The organism is Pseudomonas sp. 5P_5.1_Bac1 (assembly GCF_025466015.1).
Lineage (GTDB): Bacteria > Pseudomonadota > Gammaproteobacteria > Pseudomonadales > Pseudomonadaceae > Aquipseudomonas.
In genome coordinates this window covers 1-18,908 of sequence record NZ_JANLNX010000008.1, presented here as the reverse complement: position 1 = coordinate 18,908, position 18,908 = coordinate 1, and the positions used below count along the sequence as shown (strand labels likewise).

17 protein-coding genes are annotated in these 18,908 nt (G+C 64.5%); 5 read left to right on the top strand and 12 right to left on the bottom strand.

The genetic code is table 11. The annotated features are described in order from the left end of the window. Positions 1 to 24: 24 nt before the first annotated feature. From NTD82_RS01730 to NTD82_RS01715, 4 genes are all read right to left on the bottom strand, one after another. Positions 25 to 1,812, bottom strand: a complete 1,788-nt coding sequence (locus NTD82_RS01730; protein ID WP_262127544.1) for a monovalent cation:proton antiporter-2 (CPA2) family protein — start codon at positions 1,810 to 1,812, stop codon at positions 25 to 27. A 133-nt stretch (positions 1,813 to 1,945) separates the two neighbouring features. Further along, the gene (locus tag NTD82_RS01725; protein WP_110972254.1) at positions 1,946 to 2,377 is read right to left on the bottom strand and encodes a DUF411 domain-containing protein; all 432 of its coding nucleotides are present in this window, start codon (positions 2,375 to 2,377) and stop codon (positions 1,946 to 1,948) included. Positions 2,378 to 2,420: 43 nt separating this feature from the next. Beyond that, positions 2,421 to 3,326, bottom strand: coding sequence for a copper resistance protein B (locus NTD82_RS01720; RefSeq protein ID WP_262127543.1), 906 nt, complete (start codon positions 3,324 to 3,326; stop codon positions 2,421 to 2,423). Continuing rightward, positions 3,319 to 5,031 (bottom strand): copper resistance system multicopper oxidase, encoded by a 1,713-nt coding sequence (locus NTD82_RS01715; RefSeq protein WP_262127542.1) that lies wholly within the window; start codon positions 5,029 to 5,031, stop codon positions 3,319 to 3,321. The genes NTD82_RS01720 and NTD82_RS01715 overlap by 8 nt, the downstream gene beginning before the upstream one ends. Positions 5,032 to 5,194: 163 nt before the next feature. On the opposite strand from NTD82_RS01715, the gene NTD82_RS01710 reads away from it, so the two are divergent. Beyond that, a complete protein-coding gene (locus tag NTD82_RS01710; protein WP_110972257.1) occupies positions 5,195 to 5,941 on the top strand; it encodes an SDR family oxidoreductase in 747 nt (248 codons plus the stop codon). Here the strand turns inward: NTD82_RS01710 and NTD82_RS01705 are convergent. The 5 genes from NTD82_RS01705 to NTD82_RS01685 all read right to left on the bottom strand — a co-directional run bounded on the left by NTD82_RS01705 (position 5,938) and on the right by NTD82_RS01685 (position 13,109). Then, entirely contained in the window at positions 5,938 to 7,716 is a 1,779-nt protein-coding gene (locus tag NTD82_RS01705) for an AAA family ATPase (RefSeq protein WP_262127541.1), read from the bottom strand. The genes NTD82_RS01710 and NTD82_RS01705 overlap by 4 nt on opposite strands. Before the next feature lie 28 nt (positions 7,717 to 7,744). Further along, a complete protein-coding gene (locus tag NTD82_RS01700) occupies positions 7,745 to 9,829 on the bottom strand; it encodes a PAS domain-containing sensor histidine kinase (protein ID WP_262127540.1) in 2,085 nt (694 codons plus the stop codon). 56 nt (positions 9,830 to 9,885) lie between these two features. Further along, positions 9,886 to 11,295, bottom strand: coding sequence for a GntR family transcriptional regulator MpaR (gene mapR / locus NTD82_RS01695; protein ID WP_095157214.1), 1,410 nt, complete (start codon positions 11,293 to 11,295; stop codon positions 9,886 to 9,888). Positions 11,296 to 11,335: 40 nt separating this feature from the next. Beyond that, a complete protein-coding gene (gene ccoG, locus NTD82_RS01690) occupies positions 11,336 to 12,748 on the bottom strand; it encodes a cytochrome c oxidase accessory protein CcoG (RefSeq protein WP_262127539.1) in 1,413 nt (470 codons plus the stop codon). A 121-nt stretch (positions 12,749 to 12,869) separates the two neighbouring features. Further along, entirely contained in the window at positions 12,870 to 13,109 is a 240-nt protein-coding gene (locus NTD82_RS01685; RefSeq protein WP_095157216.1) for a DUF3203 family protein, read from the bottom strand. Positions 13,110 to 13,279: 170 nt separating this feature from the next. On the opposite strand from NTD82_RS01685, the gene NTD82_RS01680 reads away from it, so the two are divergent. Then, the gene (locus NTD82_RS01680; RefSeq protein ID WP_262127538.1) at positions 13,280 to 13,795 is read left to right on the top strand and encodes an MgtC/SapB family protein; all 516 of its coding nucleotides are present in this window, start codon (positions 13,280 to 13,282) and stop codon (positions 13,793 to 13,795) included. A 559-nt stretch (positions 13,796 to 14,354) separates the two neighbouring features. Here NTD82_RS01680 and NTD82_RS01675 read toward each other — a convergent pair. The 3 genes from NTD82_RS01675 to NTD82_RS01665 form a co-directional block, all read right to left on the bottom strand. After that, the gene (locus NTD82_RS01675) at positions 14,355 to 15,254 is read right to left on the bottom strand and encodes a hydroxymethylglutaryl-CoA lyase (protein ID WP_262127537.1); all 900 of its coding nucleotides are present in this window, start codon (positions 15,252 to 15,254) and stop codon (positions 14,355 to 14,357) included. 23 nt (positions 15,255 to 15,277) lie between these two features. Then, positions 15,278 to 15,679 (bottom strand): MerR family transcriptional regulator, encoded by a 402-nt coding sequence (locus NTD82_RS01670; RefSeq protein ID WP_095157219.1) that lies wholly within the window; start codon positions 15,677 to 15,679, stop codon positions 15,278 to 15,280. A gap of 99 nt (positions 15,680 to 15,778) precedes the next feature. Beyond that, positions 15,779 to 16,435 (bottom strand): HAD family hydrolase, encoded by a 657-nt coding sequence (locus tag NTD82_RS01665; RefSeq protein WP_262127536.1) that lies wholly within the window; start codon positions 16,433 to 16,435, stop codon positions 15,779 to 15,781. A 91-nt stretch (positions 16,436 to 16,526) separates the two neighbouring features. On the opposite strand from NTD82_RS01665, the gene lexA reads away from it, so the two are divergent. The 3 genes from lexA to NTD82_RS01650 all read left to right on the top strand — a co-directional run. Next, on the top strand, positions 16,527 to 17,144 hold the full coding sequence (gene lexA, locus NTD82_RS01660) for a transcriptional repressor LexA (RefSeq protein WP_177454448.1): 618 nt from the start codon (positions 16,527 to 16,529) through the stop codon (positions 17,142 to 17,144). Further along, a complete protein-coding gene (imuA, locus tag NTD82_RS01655; RefSeq protein ID WP_095157221.1) occupies positions 17,144 to 17,764 on the top strand; it encodes a translesion DNA synthesis-associated protein ImuA in 621 nt (206 codons plus the stop codon). The genes lexA and imuA overlap by 1 nt, the downstream gene beginning before the upstream one ends. Positions 17,765 to 17,770: 6 nt before the next feature. Beyond that, positions 17,771 to 18,908: Y-family DNA polymerase (locus NTD82_RS01650; protein WP_262127535.1), on the top strand; the 1,138-nt coding region annotated here is incomplete at its 3' end.

The following is an 18,908-nucleotide window of genomic DNA, read 5'->3' as shown; positions in this document are numbered from 1 at the left end:
CAAAGGTGATCTTTCAGGCCCGGTTCAATCCACATCCGCCTTGAACAGCCGCTCCAGGTCCAGCCGCGCCTCCTGGGCGGTCTGCATCACCTTGGCCTTGTCGTCGCGGACCCGCCCCTGGACGCTGAGCACTTCCTCGTCATGCCGGGTAAAGCGCTGTATGCGATCAGCCGCCTGCGCCTCGCTCAAACCCAGCCCCACCAGCGTCAGCCGGCTCATTTCCAGGCTGGAGTGGAACGTCTCGCGGATCGGTTCGGCGCCCACGTCCACCAGCTTGTGCACATGCTGGCGGTTACGCGCCCGGGCGATGACCTTGAGGTGCGGATACAACTGCTTGACCCGTGCGGCGGTTCGGGTGGTGATCTCCGGGTCGTCGGTGGTGATGACGAAGTATTCGGCCTCGCCGACCTTGGCCGCATGCAGCACTTCGGGGCGCTGCGGGTCGCCGTAGAACACCGGCGCCTGTTCGAACATGCGCGTCATTTCGATGGCATCCACCGACGTTTCCAGGGCAACGAAGGGAATCTTCTGCGCGCGCAAGATACGCGCGATGATCTGGCCCATGCGGCCCATGCCGACAATCACTACCCGTGGTGCATCGGTGGCGATGTCCTTGTACTGCTCCGGCACTTCGCGGGGCGCCTGCGGGCGTTTGCCGAGGCGGGCGCAGCCCAGCAGCAACAGCGGGGTGATGGCCATGGACAAGGTGATGGTCATCAGCAGCAGGTCGAAGGTCTGGGCGTCGAACAGGCCCTGGTCGCGGCCCAGCTTGAACACCACGAAGGCGAACTCGCCGCCCGCCGCCAGCACCACGCCGAGGCGCAGGGCGCTGACGTTGCTGAGCCCACCGGCAAGGCGCCCGACCAGCATCAACAACGGCAACTTCACCCCCACCAGCAACAGGGTCAGGCCAAGCACTACCAGCGGCATCTGCACCAGCAGGCTGAGGTTGGCGCCCATGCCGACGCTGATGAAGAACAGCCCCAGCAGCAGGCCCTTGAACGGTTCGATCTGCGATTCCAGCTCATGCCGGTATTCCGAATCGGCCAGCAACAGCCCGGCGAGAAACGCGCCGAGCGCCATGGAAATTCCTGCTTCTTCCATCAGCCAGGCGGTGCCGATGACCACCAGCAGCGCGGTGGCGGTGGACACTTCCGGCAAGCCGGTGCGCGCCACGGTGCGGAACAGCGGGCGCAGCAGGTAACGACCGCCGACGATGACAATCGCGATACTGCCGAACACTTTCAAACCGTGTTCGAGGCTGTCGCCGTGGCTGGTGTCCGGGCCGCTGGCGGCCAGCAATGGCACCAGGGCGATCAGCGGAATCGCGGCGATGTCCTGGAACAGCAGGATGGCAAACGCCAACCGGCCATGAGGCGCGTTGAGCTGTTTGCTTTCGGCCAGGCTTTGCAGACCGAAGGCGGTGGACGACAGCGCCAGGCCCAGGCCAAGCACCAGCGCGGCCGGCAGCGACTGGGCAAAGCCGAACAGGGCGATGGCGCCGATCACCGCGCCGGTCAGCAGCACTTGCGCCAGGCCGACGCCGAACACCGACTTGCGCATCAGCCACAGCCGACGCGGCGACAGCTCCAGGCCAATGATGAACAGGAGCAGGACCACGCCCAGCTCGGAAATGTGCGCGACGCTTTGCGTGTCGCGAATCAGCCCCAGCGCCTGCGGGCCAATGACCACGCCGGCCAGCAGGTAGCCGAGCACGGCGCCGAGTTGCAGGCGCTTGGCCAGGGGGACGGTGATGACTGCGGCGACGAGAAAAATCACTGCGGTTTGCAGCAGGCTGCCTTCGTGTGGCATCGCTCGGACTCCATGAGCTGCATGAGGCAGCGTTTAAAAAGAGCCTGCATTTTGGCGTCGGACTCAGGGTCGGACAATCTGTCTGAATGGCGACAGATCGTCCACCTGAGAGGGACAGTAAGCGGCTTGTGGCTTACTTGTACTGCGCGACCACTTCGTCCTTGCCGTCAGTGGTCAGGCCGATCACCTGGTAGGCGTCCTTGTGGTCGCCCATTTCCATGCCGGGCGAGCCCATCGGCATGCCCGGCACGGCCAGGCCGCGCAGGTCAGGGCGCTTGGCCAGGACCGAAATCTGCTCCGCCGGCACATGGCCTTCGACGAACTTGCCGTCGATCACGCCGGTGTGGCACGAAGCCAGGCGCGGCGCCACGCCGAGGCGCTGCTTGACCGCGCTCATGTTCGGCTCGACATGGTCGTTGACGGTGTAGCCGTTGTCGCGCAGGTGGGTGATCCATTCCTTGCAGCAGCCGCAGTTGGGATCGCGGTAGACATCGATGGTCTGGCCGGCCTGGGCCAGGGTGCTCATGGCCAGCAGGCCGAGGGCGGCGAGGTTGTTTTTCAGCATGGGTTGTCTCCTTGGAATTCTGTTTGCTTGCGGGCGGCGGGGGCTAAAACCTGAACCTCACCCCAGCCAACCAGCGTGTCTGTCCGACATCCCCGTCTTCATCCCGGGTCATCTCGGCCGTGTCGCCATACACCCGGTTGAACGACACCCCGACATAGGGCGCAAACCACGGCGTGATTTCGTAGCGCAGGCGCAGTCCGACCTCGCTGTCCGACAGCCCGGAACCCTGGGTGCGGCCCGGGTCATCGCGGCCGTGAAGGTTCACTTCCACGTTCGGCTCAAGCCGCCAGCGTTGGGTCAGGAGAATAGCGTACGCGGCCTCCAGGCGCAGCGCGGTCTGATGTCGCTCGCCCGCGTACAGCGTGGCTTCCAGCTCCATGCCGTAGAGCGGCGTGCCCTGGATGCCGAGGGCGGCCCAGGTTTGCCCGCTGCCCGGCTTGAAGTCCTGGCGCAGGCCAGCGACCACTTCCCACCCCGGGCTGATCGCATGGCCCCACAGCGCCTGCAGTTCGGCCTTGTGGGTCTTGCCCTGTTCGCGCTCGCCTTCCGTGCGCAGCCACAGCCGGTCGATATCGCCGCCGACCCAGGCGTTGGCATTCCAGTTCAGCGCGCTGCTGTTCTCGACGTCCTGATATTCGAGTTGCTCGACGGTCACCGCCCAGTTGATCTGCCGGTCATGCACCTGATGGCCCGGCAGTGGCGGGAAGGCGGCCTGGCGATCGGCGTCGGTGATGGGCTTCAGTGGCGTGCGCGGCTGATCGACGTTGGACGGCGGGCTGCCGTGGTCCATGCCGCCATGGTTCATGTTGCCGTGATTCATCGCGCCATGATTCATGCTGCCGTGATCCATGCCCGCGTGGTTCATCGCCGCTGCCCGCAGTTCTTCACTGCCCAGCAGCAACACCAGGGCCATGCCGCCGAGCAGCGGCCGGTTGAGTCGTTCATTCATCGACGCGCACCTCGCGGAACATGCCGGTCTCCATGTGATAGAGCAGGTGGCAGTGGTAGGCCCAGCGGCCCAGGGCATCGGCGCTGACCCGGTAGCTGCGGCGGCTGCCCGGCGGCATGTCGATGGTGTGCTTGCGCACCTGGAACCGGCCGTGTTCGTCCTCCAGGTCGCTCCACAGGCCGTGCAGGTGAATCGGGTGGGCCATCATGGTGTCGTTGACCAGGGTGATGCGCAGGCGCTCGCCGTACTTCAGGCGCAAGGGCTCGGCGTCGGAGAAGCGCACGCCGTTGAACGACCAGGCGAAGCGCTCCATGTGCCCGGTCAGGTGCAGTTCTATTTCCCGGCCCGGCTCGCGGCCATCGGGGTCGGCGAAGGTGCTCCGCAGGTCGGCGTAGCTCAGCACCCGGCGGCCATTGTTGCGCAGGCCGAGGCCGGGGTCGGCGAGGTTGGCCTGCGGTGTCATGGTCTGCATGTCCACCAGCGGGTTGTTGGTTTCCGACGCGGGGTGCTGCTGCATGCCGGGCATGTTGCCGTGGTCCATGCCGCTCATCTGGCTGTGGTCCATGCCGCCCATGCCCGCCATGGCACCGTGGTCCATGCCCATGTCGGCCATGCGCAGTCGCGGGCGCGGATCGGTCGCTGGAACCTCGGCCTGTAGCCCCGGCGCTCGGGCCAGGGTGCCGCGGGCGTAGCCGCTGCGGTCCATGCTCTGGGCGAACAGGGTGTAGGCCGGCTGGTCGCCGACGCTGACCAGCACGTCATAGGTTTCCGCCACCGCCAGGCGCAGTTCGTCTACGGTTACCGGTTGCACCGGCTGGCCGTCGGCGGCGATCACGGTGAGCTTCAGGCCGGGGATGCGGAAGTCGAAATAGGTCATCGCCGAGCCGTTGATCAAGCGCAGGCGCAGGGTTTCGCCGGGCTGGAACAGGCAGGTGAAATTGCCCTCGGGCGCCTGGCCGTTGAGCAGGTAGGTGTAGGTGGCGGCGCTGATGTCGGCGATATCGGTCGGGGTCATGTGCATCTGCGCCCATTCCGTGCGTTCGGCCAGGGTCGCGCGCCAGCCGTCGCGGGCAACATCGTCAACGAAGTCGCCCAGGGTGCGCTGCTGTCGGTTGAAGTAGTCGGACTGCTTCTTCAAGGTCGTCAGCAGCTCGGCGGGTGGCTGGTCACTCCAGTCGCTGAGCAGCAGCACGCAGTCGCGCTGATAGACATGCGGTTCCGGCTCTTTCGGCTCGATGACGATGGCGCCATAGACGCCGGCCTGCTCCTGCAGCCCCGAATGGCTGTGGTACCAGTAGGTGCCGTGCTGCTCCAGGGTGAAGCGGTAGAGGTAATCGCCACCGGGTTCGATACCGGCGAAACTCAGGCCGGGCACGCCGTCCATGTTGGCGGGCAGGATGATGCCGTGCCAGTGCAGCGACGTGGGTTCGGCGAGGCGGTTGCGCACCCGCAGGGTCACGGTGTCGCCCTCGCGCCAGCGCAGCACCGGGCCGGGCAGGCTGTCGTTGATGGTCAGCGCGGTGCGCGGCGTGCCGGTGAAGTTCACGGCCGTCTGGCCGATGAACAGCTCGAAGTGCTGGCCGGTCAGTTCGCCGGCGGTGCGCTCGCGGGCCCAGGCGTGCGGACGCCAGAGGCCGAGGCCGCCAAAGGCGCCGGCTGCGGCCAGGCCCTTGACGAAGGTGCGTCGGGTCGGAAGGTGGGGCATGGGGTCGTCTGTCCATCAGCAAAGATGGGCTGACCTTAGTCGCAGGGTGCTGTCAGAAAACTGAGGTTTGAATTACAGATTTGTCAGCGAGAAAATAGCGGGCTTCACGCGCGGGTTTTTTTGCGCCACAGGATTTGAATGGTCGGTTGTACCAGGAGTAGCAATGGACAAAGTCATCATCATCACCGGTGCCAGTCGTGGCATCGGCGCCGCCACCGCGCTGCTGGCGGCGCGTCAGGGTTATCGGATCTGCATCAACTACCTCGCCGACGATGACGCGGCGCACCGCGTGCTGGCGCAAGTGCGCGAACTGGGCGCCGAGGCGATCGCCGTGCGCGCCGACGCCAGCGTCGAGGACGAAGTGATCCACCTGTTCCAGCGGGTCGACCACGAGCTTGGGCGGGTCACCGCGCTGGTCAACAACGCCGGCACCATCGGCCAGAAAAGCCGGGTCGAGGAAATGTCCGAGTTCCGTCTGCTGAAGCTGATGAAGACCAACGTGGTCGGGCCGATGCTCTGCGCCAAGCATGCGCTGGCGCGCATGTCGACCCGCCACGGCGGCAGCGGCGGCAGCATCGTCAACGTCTCCTCGGTGGCCGCGCGACTGGGCTCGCCCAACGAATACGTCGACTACGCCGCCTCGAAGGGCGCGCTGGACACCTTCACCCTTGGCCTGGCCAAGGAAGTGGCGGGCGAGGGCGTGCGGGTCAACGCCGTGCGTCCGGGCTACATCTTCACCGACTTCCACGCCCTGAGCGGCGACCCGGACCGCGTCAGCAAGCTGGAACCCGGCATTCCCATGGGCCGCGGCGGTCAGGCCGAGGAAGTGGCCGAAGCGATCCTGTGGCTGCTGTCGGACAAGGCGTCGTATTCGACGGGGAGCTTCATTGATCTTGGGGGCGGGCGCTAAGCGCCCGCATCTGTTGCCGCTGCAATGAAGTTGTTGCTGCACTGGCCGTTGCAGCGGTGAATGAATGCGGCCAGTTCGTGGATGCGCTGGCTCAGGTCCAGGATGCTCAAGTCTGCTTCGCGGGTGCACACCTGCTGGGCAACCTTCATTTTGTCGATAACGTCCTGTACTTCCCCGTCCTTGCGCATGAATGGCAGCACCTTCCCGTACTGGCTGACGTCGAGTTGCTGCTCGAAGCTGTCCGGGTAACTGTCATTCAGGGCCTGCTGCATAAGAGGGGGCGTCACGTAGTTTTCTATTTCTCGCCCTTCGGTGATCCAGCAGATTCCCCCGGATTTCTCGATCTCCTCCTTGATGCGTGTCTTGGTGCCGTTCAGTGCTTTGGCTTCATGGTCCTTGTCGCTGTCGATCAGGAACGCAAGGTTCTGGTTCAGATTGCGCAACACGATCAGCGCCTCGATATCCTGCTGGCTTTCCGATAGCTCGGCGCTCAAATGCGAGAGCAGCCGCCCGCCATAGAACATGATGGCGTAGTCGATACCTTCGCGGAGTGTGTCGTCCACGCTGTTCAGCCAGTGCCTGATGTACAGGCGGTCGGTAGGGCCTTCAACCCAGATGATGCAGTTGCTCTGGATCAGATCCGACTGGCGGTAGCCAAGGTCTTGCAGGGTGGACCAGCGTTTGCCCGAGTCGGGGGCCACGTGCACGCGAGTGAAGCCTTCACGTTGCTCGACCTGGAAGATGGCCGCGTCGGGGGTGTCGATCAGCGAAGCCGAGTGTGTGGCGATGAAATACTGGTTATCCGTGTTGTTCTGCAGATAATCCATCAGCCTGCGTTGCAGGGTCGGGTGCAGGTGCAGCTCCGGTTCCTCGATGCAGATCATCGAGCCGCTTTCTATCGCGCAATTGATGCCGATGACGATCAGTTGTTGGAGGCCCATGCCCAGGGAGGAAATGGGCAACTTCTTGCCGTCGATGATTACCGAGAGTTCGTGCCTGTACGAAACCTCGACCTTGAGGTTTTCGGTCTCGGTGACATAGCGCAGGAATGCGTTGAGCTTGTCGTATTTGGCGTGGGTGTCCCGGCCATAGGCCGAAGGGTTCTGGATTTCCTCGATACGGTTGATGAACCCCTTGCCGTCGGGAGTGGACGTGCCGTCGCCTTCATAGGTGATCGTTCTGATGGCGGGTATCAGGCGCGTTGCTTTGCCGAACCAGTCGGTGAAATGAAGGGCGATGGCCTCGTTGCGGCGTGCCTCCCGCGACAAGTACGAATTCCGTGTCTTTACATTTATCTCGATCCATTCATCCAGGGGGCCGAGAGAATCTTCCGCCACAGGTGTACGGCTGTCCCATAGCGGGTGACGTATCAACCGCTCGCTCCGCTTGTTCCAGACCAACCCCTGTTCGTCCGCAATGAAATCAAGCCAATCGAACAAGCCCGTAGCGGACAGCCGAGGACCTTGCAGGCTTGGTGATCTTTCCAGTATTTCGCGGCGAATGTCTTGCTTGTGCATACAGATGCCGGCCGACAGTTTTTCGCCAGGCCAGTCCACGTTGTAATCGAGAGTGCCCATTTCAGGGGGCTGAAAAGACGAGGTACTCAGGTGGACTCTGGCATGACTATCAATGAACTCCAGAATCGACGACTTCCCCGAATTATTCGCCCCGACAAAAAAGTTGATCGCCTTGAATGGCCCCATGAACTGAACATCGGGGCCGAAGCCCTTGTAGCTGGCCAGGGCGAGGCCCGGTAGATAAATGCGTTCCGTCATGTACGGGTGGGCTCTTGAATAAATAGCGTTATCTGAGGGGGCCTTCGCTGCCCGTGTCACACAGCATCTGACCCACCCGCTCCACCAGCATTTCCAGGCTGAACGGCTTGATCATCACGCTCATCCCCGCGCCCAGCGGGCCGTCGCTGAGGGCGGCGCTCTCGTCGTAGCCGGTGATGAACAGCACCGGCAGGTCCGGGTGCAGAAGGCGTGCTTTTTCGGCCAGTTGACGGCCATTGAGGCCGCCGGGCAGGCCGATATCGCTGAGCAGCAGGTCCGGCCGCGGGCCGTGTTCGAGGGCGGGCAGGGCGGCGACGGCGGTTTCGAACGACTCGACCCGGTAACCGGAGTCTTCGAGGATTTCAGCGATCACCATGCTTAGCGCGGTCTGGTCTTCCACCAGGACGATACGCCGACCGCTGTCGCGCTCGCTGAGTGTTTCATCGGCTTCGGCAACGCCGGGCGCTGGCGCCTGGTGATGGCGAGGCAGGAACAGTTCGACCCGGGTGCCGGAGCCGGGTGTCGAGGAGATTCGCAACTGGCCGCCGGACTGGCGCACGAAACCGTAGGCCATCGACAGTCCCAACCCGGTGCCCTGGCCCATCGGTTTGGTGGTGAAGAACGGGTCGATCGCGCGCTCGACCACTTCCGGCTGCATGCCCTGGCCGTTGTCTTCGACGCTCAGGCACAGGTAATCGCCGGGGGCGAGGTCCAGGGCGCGGGCCTGTTCGTCGTCGAGGCTCAGGTTGTCGCTGCCGATATCGATGCTGCCGCCGGCGGGCAGGGCGTCGCGGGCGTTGATGCAGAGGTTGAGCAGGGCGCTTTCCAGTTGCGGCGGGTCGATCAGGGTCGGCCACAGGTGGGCGGCGAAGTGGCAGCGGACGTCGATGGACGGCCCGACGCTGCGACCGATCAGGTCCTGCATGCCGCTGACCAGCCCGCCGACATCGGTCGCCTGCGGTTGCAGGGTCTGCCGGCGAGAGAACGCCAGCAGGCGGTGCACCAGCGACGCGGCACGCTGCGCCGAGCTGCTGACCGCATCCAGCAGCGGCGTGAGGTCTTCGTAACGTTGCTGGTGGAGGCGTTGGCGCAGCAATTCCTGGGCGCCGAGGATGCCGCCGAGCAGGTTGTTGAAGTCATGGGCGATGCCGCCCGTGAGCTGGCCGACCGCCTCCATCTTCTGCGCCTGGCGCAGGGCTTCCTCGGCGCTGAGCAGGCGTTGCTGTTCTTCGATGCGCGCGCTGATGTCGTAGGCAAACAGGTACGCGCCCTGTTGCAGGCCTTCGCTGTCATACAGGGTGTTGAAGCGCAGTTCATAGTGGCGGCGCCGCTCGCCGACACCGAAGGCCGCGTTCTCGATAAAGACTTCCCCGGCCAGGGCGCGGCGCCACAGCGACAGGCCCAGCTCGCAGTCGGCGGGATAGCGACCCAATGTCTGCTCGACGGTATCGCCGACGTTGGGCACATGGTCGTAGAGAAAGTGAAAGTCTTTCAGCGACTGGTGATTGATCGCCAGCCAGCGCAGGTCGTTGTCCACCACCTGGACACAGGCCACGCTGTTGTCCACCAGCATGGCGAACAGCTCGCGCTCGGCCACGGCGCCGAGAATGCGCTGCTCCAGTTCTTCGTTGAGGTGCACCAGGGCCTGTTCGGCGTGGCGTCGTGCCGTCACGTCCTTGAACAGCACGGCGACCTGACGGCGCTCGGCCGGCTCGATACGAAAGGTGCTGACCGAGAGAATACGGCCGGTGGCTACCAGTTCCTGCTCGAACTGCAGCGGTCGACCGGTGCGCAACACTTCCCCGTAGCGGGCGACCCACTCGTCGGCTTCGTCGGGCACCATTTCCCGCAGTTTCTGACCGACCACGTCGGGAATTCCGGTGTGCCGGGCGTAGGCCGCGTTGGCCGAGACATGGACGTAGTCACTGAGCGGGCCATGTGGGCCGTCGAAGAATTCGATGACACAGAACCCGTCGTCCATGGTGTCGAACAGAAAGCGATAGAACGCCTCGTTCAGCGGTTGCTGCTGCACCCGTTGCTGCTCCAGCACGGCATTGCGTTCCTGGAGTTCGCGCAGTTGCTGGCGCAGGGCGTTCAATTCGCTGGCGGGCATGAAGTCTTCCGGAGGTGAACCATGGCGGAACTTTAGCCTGACGGGCGGGGCGGCGGCTAGAACGAGCGCACGATCCGTCCGAGTGTTTCCATGGCTTTTTCCGATTGATCGCTCCACGGGCTGCCGTAGTTGAGGCGGATGCAGTTGCGAAAACGCCGGGTCGGCGAAAAGATCGGCCCGGGTGCGATGCTGATGCCCTGGGCCAGGGCCATCTGGAACAGCTTCAGCGAGTCCATGCGCTCGGGCAGTTCCAGCCAGAGGAAGTAGCCGCCCGATGGCTGGCTGACCCGCACTTGCGCCGGAAAGTGCCGGGCGATGGCGGCGAGCATGGCGTTTTTCTGTTCTTCCAGCGCATAGCGCAGGCGCCGCAGGTGACGGTCGTAGCCGCCATGCTGGAGGTAGTCGGCGATGGCGGCCTGGGCCGGCATCGAGGCGCACAGCGAGGTCATCAGTTTCAGACGCTCGATTTTCTGTGCGAAGCGTCCGGCCGCGACCCAGCCGATGCGGTAGCCGGGCGCCAGACTCTTGGAGAAGGAACTGCAGTGCATCACCAGCCCTTCCGTGTCGAACGCCTTCGCCGGTTTGGGCGCTTGCTGGGCGTAATACAGCTCGGCGTAGACATCGTCCTCGATCAGCGGCACCTGATGCTGGCGCAGCAGCTCCACCAGCGCCTGTTTGTTGTCTTCCGGCATGCTCGCGCCGACCGGGTTCTGGAAGTTGGTCATGCACCAGACCGCTTTTACCGGGTGGCGCTCCAGGGTCTGTGCCAGCACCCCGAGGTCGATGCCGTCACGCGGGTGCACGGGAATTTCCACGGCCTTGAGCTTGAGCCGTTCCAGCACCTGCAGGCAGGCATAGAAGGCCGGCGCCTCGATGGCTACCAGATCGCCTGGCTCGGTGACGGCTTGCAAACACAGGTTCAGGGCTTCCAGCGCGCCGTTGGTGATCAGCAGTTCTTCCATCGGCAACATCAGCCCGCCGACCATGTAGCGCAGGGCAATTTGCCGGCGCAGGTGCGGGTTGCCCGGCGACAGGTCGGTGACCACCATGCGCGGGTCCATGTCGCGACTGGCGCTGGCCAGCGAGCGGGCCAGGCGCGGCAGCGGGAACAGCGCCGGGCTGGGGAAGGCCGAGCCGAACGGCACGGTGTGCGGGTCCTTGATCGATTCGAGAATGGAAAACACCAGCTCGCTGACATCGACCTCGGTGGACTCGTTGGCCGACTCGCTGATCTGCGGCTCGCTGAACGGTCGCGGAGCATGGGCGTTGACGAAGTAGCCCGAGCGCGGCCGGGCGCGGATCAGCCCGCGCCGCTCCAGCAGGTAATAGGCCTGGAACACCGTGGACGGGCTGACCCCGTGGGTCTGGCTGGCATAGCGCACCGACGGCACCCGCTGGCCGGGGCCGAGGACCCCGGAGTAGATCAGTTCAGCAATGTCGTCGGCGAATTTCTCGTAGCGTTTCATCATGGCTCTGCACGGTCGGACTGCAACGCAGTGTATGTGATCAGCGGTTCAGCGGCGCGACGAAACGGCTGCGGGCAACGCTGCGGATGTTCGGCTCGTCGCTGTCCACCAGTTCGAAGTCCAGCTCCAGCGAACTGCTCGCGGGACGGTCGCTCAGCATCGCCACCGACACCGGCAGCTCGGCCATTTCCCCGGCGGGGATGCTGAAGTGGGTCTTGCCGTGCAGCTCGAAGCCCTCGGCGTTGAGCAGGCGCAGGTCGTAGTTCTGCGGTTGCAGGGTCTTGTTGATGACCTTGAGGATGTAGATGTTCTCGATCTGGCCGAGGGCGTTCTCGCGGAACAGGCCACGGTCCTTGATCACGTCCATCGACACCATCGGCCGCTCGTGCAGGGCGATCGCCAGCGCGCCGATCATCACCACCAGCACCGTGACGTAACCCAGCAGGCGCGGGCGCAGCCAATGGGTGTGGCCACCTTGCAGGCTGTGCTCGGACTTGTAGCCGATCAGTCCGCGGGGGTAATTCATCTTGTCCATGATGCTGTCGCAGGCGTCGATGCACGCTGCGCAGCCGATGCATTCCATTTGCAGGCCGTCGCGGATGTCGATGCCGGTGGGGCAGACCTGGACGCACATGGTGCAGTCGATGCAGTCACCGAGGCCACTGGCCTTGTGGTCCACGTCCTTTTTGCGCGGTCCGCGGGATTCGCCGCGGCGCGGGTCGTAGGCCACGGCCAGGGTGTCCTTGTCGAACATCACGCTCTGGAACCGGGCGTACGGGCACATGTGCATGCACACGGCTTCGCGCATCCAGCCGGCGTTGATGTAGGTGGCGCCGGTGAAGAACAGAATCCAGAACAGGCTGACGCCACCCGCCTGCAGGGTGAACAGCTCTTCGGCCAGGGGGCGGATCGGCGTGAAGTAACCGACGAAGGTCAGGCCGGTCATTACGCTGATGGCGACCCACAGGGTGTGCTTGGTGGCGCGCCGGGCCAGCTTGTTGACGCCCCACGGCGCCTTGTCCAGCTTCATGCGCTGGTTGCGGTCGCCTTCGGTGACCTTCTCGCACCACATGAACAGCCAGGTCCAAGTGCTTTGCGGGCAGGTGTAACCGCACCAGACGCGGCCGGCGAACACGGTGATGGCAAACAGGCCGAAGGCGCAGATGATCAGCAGGGCCGAGAGCAGGATGAAATCCTGCGGCCAGAAGGTCGCACCGAAGATATGGAACTTGCTATCCGCCAGGTCCCAGAGCACGGCCTGGCGGCCGTCCCAGGTCAGCCAGGCGGTGGCGAAGAACAGCAGGAAAAGGAAACCCGCGCCACCCAGGCGCAGGTTGCGGTACAGACCGGTGAAGCTGCGGGTGTAGATGTGTCCGTCGCTGCTGTTGGCGGCCTTCTTCTTGTGGGGCGGCTCGGCAATTTCAACGATCTGGACGGGAATATGTTCGCTCATGGTTCGTCGCTCATCAGGCCTCGATCAGGCCAGAGCACTATGGCGACCCATCTGTTTGCATAACAGGCTCAGGTATTTCTATAAAAACCGTATCAGATCGTCTTCGAAACGGCTCCGGGCCTTAGATTATCGAGCCCGGAACGCTACTCTTCAGGTGCCTGCGACCATCCACCGCACCCGCTACAGTCAGCGCATCGGCCTCGGCTTCGGTGATGGGCACACGCTTGCCGGCCAGTTCGGCGACCGACATGCGCAGGTCTTCATCGGTGGTGACCTGTACTTCGCTGGCGGCGCCTTCGATATTCAGGTCTTCGCCGATCAGGGTGCAGCGTTGGGTCTGTTCGTTGATTTCTACAGGCATGACGGTGTCCTCGGTAGGCGCGAGCGTGCTCGCGAACGGGCTGCAACGGCCCTTACAGTAGAGACCCCTCCCAGCGTCCGGTTACTGGCCCCGACCGATCAGCGGTCATATCGCACTTTGCCGAGCCCGCCGTTGTCCATCCCATAACTTCCCTGACGATGGACACGGCCATGGACGCTTGGTGGCATGAGGTGTGGGTGACGCTGGTGGCGGAATTCGCCGACATTACTGATGCCAAGCAACTGACGCAGGTTTCGGTGCGCCTGCTGATGGCGGCGCTGCTGGGCGCGGTGCTGGGTTTCGAGCGAGAGATGAAGGGCAAGGCCGCCGGGGTGCGCACCCACATGCTGGTGGCGATCGGCGCGGCGCTGTTCGTGCTGGTGCCGCGCATGGCCGGGGCCGACGATGCGGCGTTGAGCCGGGTGGTGCAGGGCATCGTTGCGGGGATCGGCTTTCTCGGTGCCGGGACCATTCTCAAAGGCCACGATCAGGACGCCAGCCATGTGAAGGGCCTGACGACCGCAGCCGGCCTGTGGATGACCGCCGCGATCGGCGTGGCCGCCGGTATGGGACGCGAAGCCACGGCGCTGGTCAGCACGCTGCTGGCGCTGGCGGTACTGGGAGTGATGCCGCTGGTGGTGAATCGCCTGGAAGGCAAGGACGAGGAACGCGAGGAGAAAAACTGAAAGGCCGGAATGCACTGAGGGGAGCCGAAGCTCCCCTCAAAGATTGTTGCGTGCTCTTTTTTTGTTATTGGAGGGCGGCCTATTGTTGTTTTTGGCAGCCGTTGCCTCTTTGGTGCATGTGCGATCCCCATTCGGGATCAAGAGCAAACGTATTTTTTTGAGCGCTGATAGACCTTCATCATTGCTGATCCAACCGTGACGGGCGCTACCTTGAGGTAGTTTTATTGTTCTCTGTCTGGTTGCGGGGCACGCCCCCGAAAAGCCATCCTCTCCAAAAAAATCAGTTAGCTTCGCCTCTACCGTTTTGTTCTTGTTGTTCGAGAGCCGTTACGTCTTATTTTTATTGGGTTTGCCGCATTTCTTATTGTTGTTGTACGGAAGATATAGCAGGTGCCGTGCCAACTTTTTAAAACCTAATAAAATCAATGGTTTAGTGATTTCAGGGGAAAAGCTGGCACGGGGAATTCTGCTGATTTGTTTCCGTGTTACCCGGAATTTCCCTGTGAAGTGTGAAGGCGGTAACACTTTGTGTCAGTGAGGGAGGTGTTACCGCCGGGCCTCAGCCGGCGTTACGGGCGCGCGCCACACGGGAGCCATTGGCGCGGCCCAGCACCGCGCTGATGCGCTGGCCGGCATTGATGAGTTTTTCCAGGTCGATGCCGGTCTCGATGCCCAGGCCCTGGAGCATGTACAGCACGTCTTCGCTGGCGACGTTGCCGCTGGCGCCCTTGGCGTAGGGGCAGCCACCGAGGCCCGCGACCGAGCTGTCGAATACGTTGATCCCTTCCAGCAGGCTGGCATAGACATTGGCCAGGGCCTGGCCATAGGTGTCGTGGAAGTGCCCGGCCAGTTGCGGGCGCGGCACCTGGGCGCCGACCACGTTGAACAGGTGACGGGTCGCGCCGGGCGTGCCGGTGCCGATGGTGTCACCGAGCGAGACTTCGTAGCAGCCCATCTCGTACAACTCGCGGGCGACTGCGGCGACCTGGCTGGCATCCACCTGGCCTTCATAAGGACAGCCCAGCACACAGGAAACATAGCCGCGCACCCGCACACCGTGCTGGCGCGCACCTTCCATGATCGGCACGAAGCGTTGCAGGCTCTCGCTGATGGAGCAGTTGATATTGCGCTGGGAGAAGGCCTCCGACGCTGCGGCGAACACCGCCACTTCCTTGACCCCGGCGGCGAGCGCGTCCTCGAAACCGCGCAGGTTCGGTGCCAGGGCCGCATAGGTGACACCGGGCTTGTACTGGATTCCGGCGAAGACCTCGGCCGACCCGGCCATCTGCGGCACCCATTTCGGCGAGACGAAACTGCCGACTTCGACGTAGGACAGGCCAGCGGCGGTCAGGTCGTCGACCAGCCGGACCTTGTCCGCGACGCTGATGGGTTGGGCTTCATTCTGCAGGCCGTCGCGAGGACCGACTTCGACCAGACGAACTGTGGCGGGCAATGGCATGGCTTCGGGTTTCCTGTGTGGGCTCAGTGGCCGTTCTTCTGATTGTTCAGGGTGTTGGTCAGCGCCAGCATGCAGCGCTCTTCGGCGGTGTCGAGTTCCAGTTGCATCTGCTGGATGTCGAGCAGTTGCTGTTCAAGTTGGGCGCGGCGCTCGGCGATCTTGGCCAGCATGCTGTTGAGCTGCTTGGTGTTGCCGCCGGAGGGATCGTAGAGCTCGATCAGCTCGCGGCATTCGGCGAGGGAGAAACCGATGCGCTTGCCGCGCAGGATGAGCTTGAGGCTGACCTTGTCGCGGGCCGAATAGATACGCTCCAGACCGCGGCGCTCGGGGCTGAGCAGCCCCTGTTCCTCGTAGAAGCGGATCGCCCGGGTAGTGATGTCCAGCTCGCGGGACAGGTCGGAGATGCTGTAGGTCTGGCTGCTCATTGCGCGGGGCTCGATGATGAAGGCAATGGGCCTAACCTATAGGCAGGTTTACGTTTACGTCAAGGTCGGCGTAGGAGCGAGCTTGCTCGCGAATGGCCGTTACCCCTGCATCCGCGCAATCACCTGCCACAACCGTGGATCCTCGAAATCCGCCACCACCAGTTGCGCCCCGGCCTCCAGCAACGCCTCGGGCCGCTGGCTGGTGGACAAGCCCACGGTAAAGATCCCCGCGCCGCTCGCCGCCTTCACCCCCGGCAACGAATCCTCGAACGCCAGCGAATGCGCGGCCCGTGCATCCAGCCTGTGCAGACCGGTGAGGTAGGGCAGGGGGTCGGGCTTGGCCCGGGCCAGTTCCTCGGCCACCAGCACATGCTCGAAGCGCCCGGCCAGGCCCAGGGCATTCAGCATGTGCTCGGCATTGGCCCGCGGCGCGTTGGTGACCACCGCCATGCCGATCGCGTTTTTCTGTGCATGCGCCAGCAAGGCCAATAGCCCGGGGGTGGGCTGCAGGGTCGGCGACAGCGAGCGAAAGCGCGCTTCCTTGCGGTCGGCGAAATCCAGGTGCTCGCTCAGCGGGCGATCAGGAAACAGGTAGCGGCACAAATCCGCATTGGCCCGACCACTGACATGGGCGTCGAAGTCTTCTTCGGTAAGGGTGCGGCCTTCTTCGCTCAGCAGTTGCTGCATGGCCAGCAGGTGGAGCTTGTCGGTATCGGCGAGGGTGCCATCGAGGTCGAACAGCAGGGCATCGAGCATGGAGAACATCCGTGAATCAGGAGGCGGCCATGATAACCGCAACGGCACGCCGATCAGCGGGGCTGGTCAGCCGGAAACGAAAAGAGTACAAATGTGCTCCATGACGACTCTATCTCCAAAACGCGCTGCCATCCTCACCTTCATCCGCGACCGCATCGCCGATAAAGGGCAGCCCCCCAGCCTCGCGGACATCGCCCAGGCCTTCGGTTTCGCCTCGCGCAGCGTGGCGCGCAAGCATATCCAGGCGCTGTGCGAGGCCGGCCTTATCGAAATCACCCCCAACCAGGCCCGCAGCATCCGCCTCGTCGGCCGGCTGCGCCGTCCCGAAGTGCTGGAAATCCCGGTGCTGGGCCAGGTGGCGGCGGGTCGGCCGATCGGCCCGGACGTGGGCATCCACGAACAACTGATGCTCGACGCCCACCTGTTCAGCCGCACCCCGGATTACCTGCTCAAGGTTCGCGGCGACTCGATGATCGACGACGGCATCCTCGACGGCGACCTGGTTGGTATCTACCGGCAGACCGACCCCCGTGACGGCCAGATCGTCGTCGCCCGCCTCGATGGCGAGGTGACCATCAAGCGCTTCGAAAAGGCGGGCGGTCACTACCGATTGCTGCCTCGCAACCCGGCCTATGCGCCGATCGAGGTCGGCCCGGATCGCGACTTCGTCATCGAAGGCGTGTTCTGCGGCCTGGTGAGGCGCGACTGATGGGCGCGGTGGTCAGTCTCGACGGGCTGCTCGACACACGGCGGGTCTGGAAGGGCCGGCCGCTCGCCGAGTCCCACGGCCTGCAGCCCACCGGGCATGCCGCCCTGGATGCGCTGTTGCCGGGCGGCGGCTGGCCACCGGCGGCGCTCAGCGAATTGCTGCTGAGTGAAGAGGGCGCGGGCGAACTGCACCTGCTCTGGCCCAGCCTTGCGCGGTTGAGTTCGGCGGGCGAGCGTATCGTCCTGGTGGCGCCGCCCTTCATTCCCTATCCACCGGCCTGGCAGGCGGCGGGTGTCGATCTGCGTTGGCTGTCGGTGGTTGAGGCGAGCACCGCGGAAAGTCTTTGGGCCGCGGAGCAATGCCTGCGCTCCGGCAGTTGTGGCGCCGTGCTGTGCTGGCCCCGGCGTGCTGACGACCGTGCGCTGCGGCGGTTGCAGGTGGCGGCGGAAACCGGCCAGGCGCTGGCGTTCGCCTGTCGCGATCAGTCGGCGGCGCTCAACCCGTCGCCCGCTGCCTTGCGGATCGCCATCGATGCCAGTCCGGCACGCTGGCGGGTGCTCAAGTGCCGTGGCGGGCTGGCGCCGAATACCCCGATTGCCGCACCCGGCCGTGTGGGCTGACGTGCCATGCTCTGGGCCTGCATTCTCTTGCCACAACTGGCGCTCGACTGCGTGCTGCGCGGACGTGACGACGCCGAGCAGCCGCTGGTGCTGCTCAGCGGCCCGGCCACGCGCCGGGTTCTGCAGGCGGTCAACCCGGCCGCCCGCGCCCTTGGCCTGCGTGCAGGCCAGAGCCTGACTGCCGCGCAGGCCTTGGCCCAGGGCTTCAACATGGTCGAGCACGACGCGGCGGCCACCGAGCAGCAGCAACAACTGCTCGCCGCCTGGGCCTACCGCTTCAGTTCCCAGGTCAGCCTGCATTACCCGCGGGCCGTGTTGCTGGAGGTCGAATCCAGCCTCGGCCTGTTCGGCCCCTGGCCGCAATTCGAGGCGCGCTTGCGGGCGGAGCTGACGGCGCTTGGCTTTCGTCACCGGATCGTGCTGGCCAGCAACCCGGTGGCGGCGCGCATGTTGGCCAATGCCTACGACGGTCTGGCCGCGACCGATGCCGAGACGACACGCGCCGCCCTGGCTGCCATGCCCATTGACCGCCTCGGCCTGCCCGCGGAGGCGGCCACGGCGTTCGGCCGCATGGGCCTGCGCCAGCTCGACCAAGTGCTGGCGCTGCCCCGCGAAACCCTGGCCCGGCGTTTCGCCGCAGCCGTGCAGTTGCACCTTGACCGGCTGCTGGGGCAGCGCGCCATGGCCCTTGACTGTTACCTGCCGCCCGACCGTTTCGAGGCCCGCCTGGAGCTGAATTTCGATGTGGAATCCAGCCAGGCGCTGCTGTTTCCGTTGCGTCGTCTGGTCGGCGATCTGGCGGCCTTTCTCGCCGGGCGCGATGCTGGCGTGCAGCGCTTCAACCTGTTTCTGCAACACGCCGAAGGCCCGGACACCTTGTTGCAGGTCGGCCTGCTCGCCGCCGAACGCGATGCCGGGCGTTTGCTGGAACTGGCGCGCGGCCGTCTTGAGCAACTGACCCTGAGAGCCCCGGTACGTACCCTGCGTCTGACCGCCGAAGAACTGCCGACATTCGTGCCCCAGGCCAGCGAACTGTTTTCGGCCCGCCCTCAACAGCAGCACAGTTGGGAGCAGTTGCGCGAACGCCTGCGTGCGCGGCTCGGTGACGAAGCCGTGCGCGGTGTCGGGCTGGTGGCCGACCACC

Bases quoted from the DNA above. Each gene is read 5' to 3' on its own strand.
- NTD82_RS01675 (WP_262127537.1), bottom strand. From the start codon at position 15,254: ATGCCATTGCCCGCCACAGTTCGTCTGGTCGAAGTCGGTCCTCGCGAC.
- NTD82_RS01730 (WP_262127544.1), bottom strand. From the start codon at position 1,812: ATGCCACACGAAGGCAGCCTGCTGCAAACCGCAGTGATTTTTCTCGTC.
- NTD82_RS01680 (WP_262127538.1), top strand. From the start codon at position 13,280: ATGGACGCTTGGTGGCATGAGGTGTGGGTGACGCTGGTGGCGGAATTC.
- NTD82_RS01705 (WP_262127541.1), bottom strand. From the start codon at position 7,716: ATGACGGAACGCATTTATCTACCGGGCCTCGCCCTGGCCAGCTACAAG.
- NTD82_RS01715 (WP_262127542.1), bottom strand. From the start codon at position 5,031: ATGCCCCACCTTCCGACCCGACGCACCTTCGTCAAGGGCCTGGCCGCA.
- ccoG (WP_262127539.1), bottom strand. From the start codon at position 12,748: ATGAGCGAACATATTCCCGTCCAGATCGTTGAAATTGCCGAGCCGCCC.
- NTD82_RS01685 (WP_095157216.1), bottom strand. From the start codon at position 13,109: ATGCCTGTAGAAATCAACGAACAGACCCAACGCTGCACCCTGATCGGC.
- NTD82_RS01700 (WP_262127540.1), bottom strand. From the start codon at position 9,829: ATGCCCGCCAGCGAATTGAACGCCCTGCGCCAGCAACTGCGCGAACTC.
- NTD82_RS01670 (WP_095157219.1), bottom strand. From the start codon at position 15,679: ATGAGCAGCCAGACCTACAGCATCTCCGACCTGTCCCGCGAGCTGGAC.
- NTD82_RS01710 (WP_110972257.1), top strand. From the start codon at position 5,195: ATGGACAAAGTCATCATCATCACCGGTGCCAGTCGTGGCATCGGCGCC.
- mapR (WP_095157214.1), bottom strand. From the start codon at position 11,295: ATGAAACGCTACGAGAAATTCGCCGACGACATTGCTGAACTGATCTAC.
- lexA (WP_177454448.1), top strand. From the start codon at position 16,527: ATGTGCTCCATGACGACTCTATCTCCAAAACGCGCTGCCATCCTCACC.
- NTD82_RS01725 (WP_110972254.1), bottom strand. From the start codon at position 2,377: ATGCTGAAAAACAACCTCGCCGCCCTCGGCCTGCTGGCCATGAGCACC.
- NTD82_RS01665 (WP_262127536.1), bottom strand. From the start codon at position 16,435: ATGCTCGATGCCCTGCTGTTCGACCTCGATGGCACCCTCGCCGATACC.
- imuA (WP_095157221.1), top strand. From the start codon at position 17,144: ATGGGCGCGGTGGTCAGTCTCGACGGGCTGCTCGACACACGGCGGGTC.
- NTD82_RS01720 (WP_262127543.1), bottom strand. From the start codon at position 3,326: ATGAATGAACGACTCAACCGGCCGCTGCTCGGCGGCATGGCCCTGGTG.